This window comes from Okeania sp. SIO2B9 (assembly GCF_010672505.1).
Taxonomy (GTDB): Bacteria; Cyanobacteriota; Cyanobacteriia; order Cyanobacteriales; family Microcoleaceae; genus Okeania; species Okeania hirsuta.
In genome coordinates this window covers 1-5,991 of sequence record NZ_JAAHGK010000371.1, presented here as the reverse complement: position 1 = coordinate 5,991, position 5,991 = coordinate 1, and the positions used below count along the sequence as shown (strand labels likewise).

3 protein-coding genes are annotated in these 5,991 nt (G+C 38.3%); all 3 read right to left on the bottom strand.

Annotated features, from left to right (window positions below; all coding sequences use genetic code 11):
* Positions 1–81: 81 nt before the first annotated feature.
* The 3 genes from F6K13_RS14710 to F6K13_RS14700 all read right to left on the bottom strand — a co-directional run bounded on the left by F6K13_RS14710 (position 82) and on the right by F6K13_RS14700 (position 5,759).
* Positions 82–2,334 (bottom strand): filamentous hemagglutinin N-terminal domain-containing protein, encoded by a 2,253-nt coding sequence (locus F6K13_RS14710; RefSeq protein ID WP_287287721.1) that lies wholly within the window; start codon positions 2,332–2,334, stop codon positions 82–84.
* A 797-nt stretch (positions 2,335–3,131) separates the two neighbouring features.
* Positions 3,132–4,148 carry a VOC family protein gene (locus F6K13_RS14705; protein WP_124147468.1) on the bottom strand — a complete coding sequence of 339 codons (1,017 nt, stop codon included), beginning with the start codon at positions 4,146–4,148 and terminating at the stop codon, positions 3,132–3,134.
* Between the two features lie 396 nt (positions 4,149–4,544).
* On the bottom strand, positions 4,545–5,759 hold the full coding sequence (locus F6K13_RS14700) for an HhoA/HhoB/HtrA family serine endopeptidase (RefSeq protein WP_124147469.1): 1,215 nt from the start codon (positions 5,757–5,759) through the stop codon (positions 4,545–4,547).
* Positions 5,760–5,991: the final 232 nt, after the last annotated feature.

Here is a 5,991-nt window from a genome sequence, read left to right as displayed (position 1 = left end):
AATTGAAGAGGTAGTTACATCAGTTCCTGACAGGCAACCAGGAACAATTACTATTTCTAGTACTGGGAATATTGATACTACTCAAACCACACTTAAGTCAAATTCTGAATCAATTACAGTTGTATCAGTTTCACCACCACTATTTATAGTGACATTCCCTCCTCTATCATTACCCATGGTAGAAGCATTAATATCTCCTATTTGAATATTGCCATCAGCAGTGAGCGAAATATCGCCACCTGTAATTGATTCAGAATTTGACTTAAGTGTGGTTTGAGTAGTATCAATATTCCCAGTACTAGAAATAGTAATTGTTCCTGGTTGCCTGTCAGGAACTGATGTAACTACCTCTTCAATTGCAGTAAAATTCCCATCAATATTTAGTTCAATATTACCGCCACCTCTAGTAGAAATTCCTGTTAATTCTTCGCTAACTCCACCAATAGTTAAATTACTGATTGAATTAATAAATACTCCTTGTTCCCCTGTCAATACTTCTAAGTTATTTACATCTATTCGCAAAGGTGTTTCAGCTAAACCTATGCCACCAGAATTTTGAGTTCTAAATATTGCTCTATCGGCAGTAATTAAAGAGTTAGGAGAAACTTGTCTAATATTCCCCTGGTTAGCATTAATTGATAGTTGACCAGTAGTAGTTAAATTAGCTAAATTTATATCGCCATTTGTACCTGAATTTCCTAGTCTAATTGTAATATCGCCATTACCAGAATTTAATGTTGTACCTTCTCTTTGATTAATCGAACCTGCTCCTTGGTCGCGATTATTAATATCTGCACTATTGTCGTTACCAAATAGAGAAATATTGTTATTACCTTGAGATGTATCTATATCTGCATTGATATTTATATTTCGCCCAGCTTTTAATTCTACTGATTCTGAAGTTTCTATTCTTTCATTAACAGTTATATCATTATCAGCTTGAAGAGTTATTTTACCTTCTAATTCTTCTAAAGAAAGTGTGACGTTATCAGCTTCATTTTGTTCCGGTGACTCGTTGCTATTTTCTGACTCTCCTATAATTATATTTTTAGGGTCAAATAATATTGTTCCTGCTTCTCCAAATGCTGCCGTAACATTAACACTTCCATCAAATATTAATTCTTCTTTTCCAGAGATTTCAACAAATCCTCCATCCCCCAAAAAATCTCCGCCTTTAGCACTAATACTACCGGAAAAATTAGTCGTATTATCCGACCAAATTATGACTTTACCGCCTTCTCCATTATTAATAGCATCGGCAGAAATAATTGAGTTATTGTTAACAAAAGTTTGCTGAGAATTGGGAACAATTCCATTACCTTGAAAGTCACCTCCGATTAATATTGTGCCCCCTCCATTTAAACCATTGGCATTAATGTTGGCATCGATAACTGCTACGCGATCGCCCAACACATTCACCTGTCCCCCAACACTTCCATTCGTCGAGGTATCTGATACATCAATATTTCCAGAGGCGATCGCTACTCCTGCTGTATCGGTCAATTCCAAATTACCCTGAGCATTTATAACCACAGATGAGGCATGATGTATGTCACCACCTGTCAATAATTCTGGTAATAATATCGGTGTAATTGACTGTCCTGATAAATTATTAGAAGTAGGTGATACATCTAAACTCAACAAATGGCCTAGTTGAGATATTCTCAATGTATCTCCACCATTAACTGCAGCGATGGTGATATTACCACCTGCGGTAGATAGTTCACCTGTGTTAATAACTGTGCCACCTGCTAAAGTTAAGTCTTTTCCAGGATTTAAACTTAAATTTCCTTCGTTAACTATTGCGCCTGGGTTTGAGACATTAAAATTGTAGCCACTGGGGTCGCCTACTAAGTTCGAGTAATCATTTGTTCCTATTGCCTGAAACCAGAAATTATTACTGTTGAAACCTATACCTGTGGCAGTAGTAACGCTGAAGGAAGCAGGAATATTGAGACTGGCATTTTGGCCGAACATGATTCCGGCAGGGTTCACTAAGAAAAGGTTGGAATTACCGCCTATAACTTGAATTAAGCCATTAATTCTAGAAGGGTCTCCACCTGTAATTCTGCCAAGAATATTACGGGTGTTTGGGGTGGAGATGAAGTTTGCTGTTTGACCGGAGTTGAGGTTAAATTTACCAAAGCTGTGAAAGAGGTTAGTGCCGTTATGAGTACCGCCTTGAATATTAAATTGGTTGCCATTTTGATTTACGGTAGTTCCTGTACCGTCATTTGCCGGAGTAATAGGTTGACTATAAGCAGGAAGAGCTACTGTTCCCAATAGAGACACGAAGCTCATCAGAGGACAAAGATGTAATGTGATTAGTTTCATGTTGTGGACTGAGAGTTAATGGTAAAACTCACAAATGTAATGATGATTAACTCCAGTATATCTTTTCTCAAATTGGTACACCTCACTAATAATGCGGAAGGGAGATTGGGAGAGTAGGACCCACCCCTCGCCCCTCCCAGGAGGGGAATGTGGGGAGATAGGGAGTGTGGGGAGAGGTTTATAGTCGCAACGCCAGAAAAATCGAATGGCGCACTCATTCGTTATTCACTTTTAGCCACCTCTGTGATTATTTAGGGCTTGCTGATTAACTATCAAAGCCCAGAAATGTAAAGGTTTCAGTATTATTGGGTTGAAAAAAAATGCCAGCTTTTCGGTTAAGAAAGCTCATGCGTATTAGCATTTTGTGCAAGAGTTGGGCAGAAAAATTAAGGGACAATTCTTCCAACTACATCCTTTGCAATTCCCATTTATCCTGACTCCTGACTCCTACCCTCACCCATAAGACTTTTTCAGCAAACCCTATTTACAGCACTTTTAAAATTGATGAACCACATCTTCACAAGCAAAACGTTGTAGGAACCTTCCATGGAACGTCCCTACAGTGGTGGTAGTGGTGGATTGTAATGGTACAGAGCATCTTGCTCCCGTTCTAATTTTCCTCCTCTCCCTTCTTCCCTCCTGACTCTTGACTCATGAGGACTCCTACTGGAATGACACACCTAATTTTGTGCGGGGCGATTATTGGGGTAGGGGCGGGTTTATCTAATTGGTTAAGACTCATTAATTTAACGTGGAACCCGCCGCTACTATTGCAACATTTTAGGTGTGTCACACCACTACTTACTAACTAAATTCCAGAAATAACCATCAGGGGCGACAAAAGAAAAACTTTGTTCGCCAAATTCGTTATCAACAATATCTGTAACTTCAGTTGCTGCTGAATTTTTAACTCGGTCAAAATAATATTTTATATTATTAACTCGATAAGTATACAAAGACATTCCCAAGCAACCAGGTCGCGAATATTCAAAACAGCTTTTCAACTTCATTGCTTCAGGAAATCGAATAATATACATTCTGCCAGAGCGTGCCTCCTGCCAGTTTATTGAGGAGCGTGGATCGTCAAAAGTTGTAACTCTAAACTTTTCCCCCGGTTGCAAATCAAAAATTTGCCTACCTGCTTGTGAACTTTCATAAGTAGTTTCATCATCATCCCGCGACCGCAACAAACCTAACACATCCTCGTAAAACATCAATGTTTCTTTGCTATCATCTTGCACCACCATACCTGCATGGGTAAATTGGCTAGTGTTCAAAGTAGAGTTATGATTAATTTTGCCATATTCGGGCACTGTATAATTGAAACGTTGAAACAATACCTGACGTGTTAATGGTTGCAGCAACATCATTTCCCGCACTCCCACTACCGGATCGATAAACGGGCGACCTTTATCCATTTTGTAAATCATTTCCCACTGAGGAAAAGTATATTTAATTGGCAAACCTGCTAACTGAGCATCTTCAGCATGGTTAAGAATATTCAAAACATCTGCTGTTAAGGTTGTCCCCCAACGGTTGCCCAAAACTTTCATTGATGTCATTTCTAAACCTTCATTAGTGGGGTTTTCCCAAGTCATCAGGCGAATCAAACCATGGTCGGCATTTTGATGTTCGAGTCGAATTGAGCGCAGATGAGAATTGACTCCATATAAATTTTTCACTGTGGGAGCAGTTAATTCTCCTGTTTGCCCCATGCGATAGCCAAATTGTTGCCAATATTGAATCATTGATAAGGTTTCGGTGATACCTATACAGACTTCGTAGATGCCTTCGATAGTGGGATTTTTATTCATATTTTTTATACACTAGCTCCTATGTTCGGGTAATTATTTATAATAAAGCCTTTGTTTGTAGTTGGGCTTTAGTCCCTTCCCACTATAGCCTGGATCAAGCCCAACTACGAGCCCTAAGAGCAGCTCAATAGGATATAATTAGGACTTACGCAGTAAAACGTTTTTTCGTCATTGCGACCGACAGGGTTTGCGGAGCAGTCCGGAACGGAAAGCAATTTCTCATTTAGTTTTTCCTACCTCATGCGTAAGTCCTAATCATATAATAAATTATTCGATTTGTCATTGGGAGGCGGTAACAGAGTAAGTTAACCTTCTAACTTTGGGTCGATAGGCGATCGCCAAGCTCAAAGAAGTCGGGTTTATAAATTCCCTTCCCTCCTGACTCCTGACTCCTCACTAATAATTCATTTGTCCGCTCACAACAAATAGTTCTTGTTGTCTACCATTTCTCAGAATTTTGAACTGCAATTTTTGACCTACACCACTATCTTCAACTTTCCTCTGTAATTGTTCAGCACTAATTATTGATTGATTATCAATTTCTACAATTACATCTCCTTTCCGTATCCCCGATTTTTCTGCTGGAGTACCAGACAAAACTTTTGTTACTAAAACTCCCGTTACCTCCGGCAAAATTAAAACAGAATTAGGGTCGCGATTATTTTCTTTAGCAACTTCTGGAGTTAAAGTAATCATTTGAATACCAACAAAAGGATGAGGAACTTGTTCTCCACGAGCTAATAAATCTTTAATTTCCTTTGCTTTATTAATAGGAATAGCAAAACCAATACCCATAGCATCAGCCCTAATTGCAGTATTAATTCCTATTACTTCACCCCGATCGTTCAACAACGGACCCCCAGAATTTCCTGGATTAATTGCTGCATCAGTTTGAATAAAGTCTAATCTCTTATCAGGAATTCCTACTGCTGAACTAGGACGTTTCAAAGTACTAATAATTCCTAAAGTAACAGTGTTATTAAATCCTAGGGGATTTCCTACTGCTATTGCCCAATCTCCTACCTGTACTAAATCTGAATTACCTAAAGTTGCTATTGGTAAATTTTCACCTTTTGTATCAACTTCAACTACTGCTAAATCTGTGACTTCATCTGTTCCTTTTACCTCCCCAGTAAACTGTCTTCCATCATTTAAACTTACAGTAACTTTGTCAGCTTTATCTACTACATGAGCATTAGTTAAAATGATTCCTTTAGAGTCAATAATGAAACCAGAACCTTGACCTTTTAATAACTCTTTTGAAGATGGTGGCATTCGTAACTCTCCACCAAAGAAACGGTCAAAAAAAGGGTCTTCAAGAAGTGGATTAGTGGGACGGGTAATTAGTCGCTCTGTGTCAATTCTCACTACGGCTAAACCTACTTTATTGACTGCCTCTGTAACAAAACTATTACTACTTCTAGTATTTAGATTTTCTGGTGCAGTTTGCAATGCTAATAACTGAGGATTTGATAGTCCTTGGAATAGTCTTGAAGCTGCCATTGCTTGTGGGGTCGGTACACAAGTAACTATGAAAGTAAAAACAATAAAAATGGCCAATAATTGAGAAGTTATTTTGGTAATTGTTTGAGAAAATTTGCGCAATCTCATAGCATTAAAGTTTCATTGACTAACTGAGTGGTATTAGTGTTATAATACTCCTAATCTTAACTATATTATACTCAAAATCTATGGTGGTATCTCAGCAACAACAAAAAGAACAGCTACCTCATAATCAAGCCAAGACAGAGTCAAATTCGGAACATAACCATCACTCTTCTGCTCATCCTCATGTTCATAGTGAAGAATCCCTACAACGTCTCGTGAATAGATTATCAAGAAT

Excerpts from the sequence above, each read along its gene's own strand:
- F6K13_RS14700 (WP_124147469.1), bottom strand. The coding sequence starts at position 5,759 with ATGAGATTGCGCAAATTTTCTCAAACAATTACCAAAATAACTTCTCAA.
- F6K13_RS14710 (WP_287287721.1), bottom strand. The coding sequence starts at position 2,334 with ATGAAACTAATCACATTACATCTTTGTCCTCTGATGAGCTTCGTGTCT.
- F6K13_RS14705 (WP_124147468.1), bottom strand. The coding sequence starts at position 4,148 with ATGAATAAAAATCCCACTATCGAAGGCATCTACGAAGTCTGTATAGGT.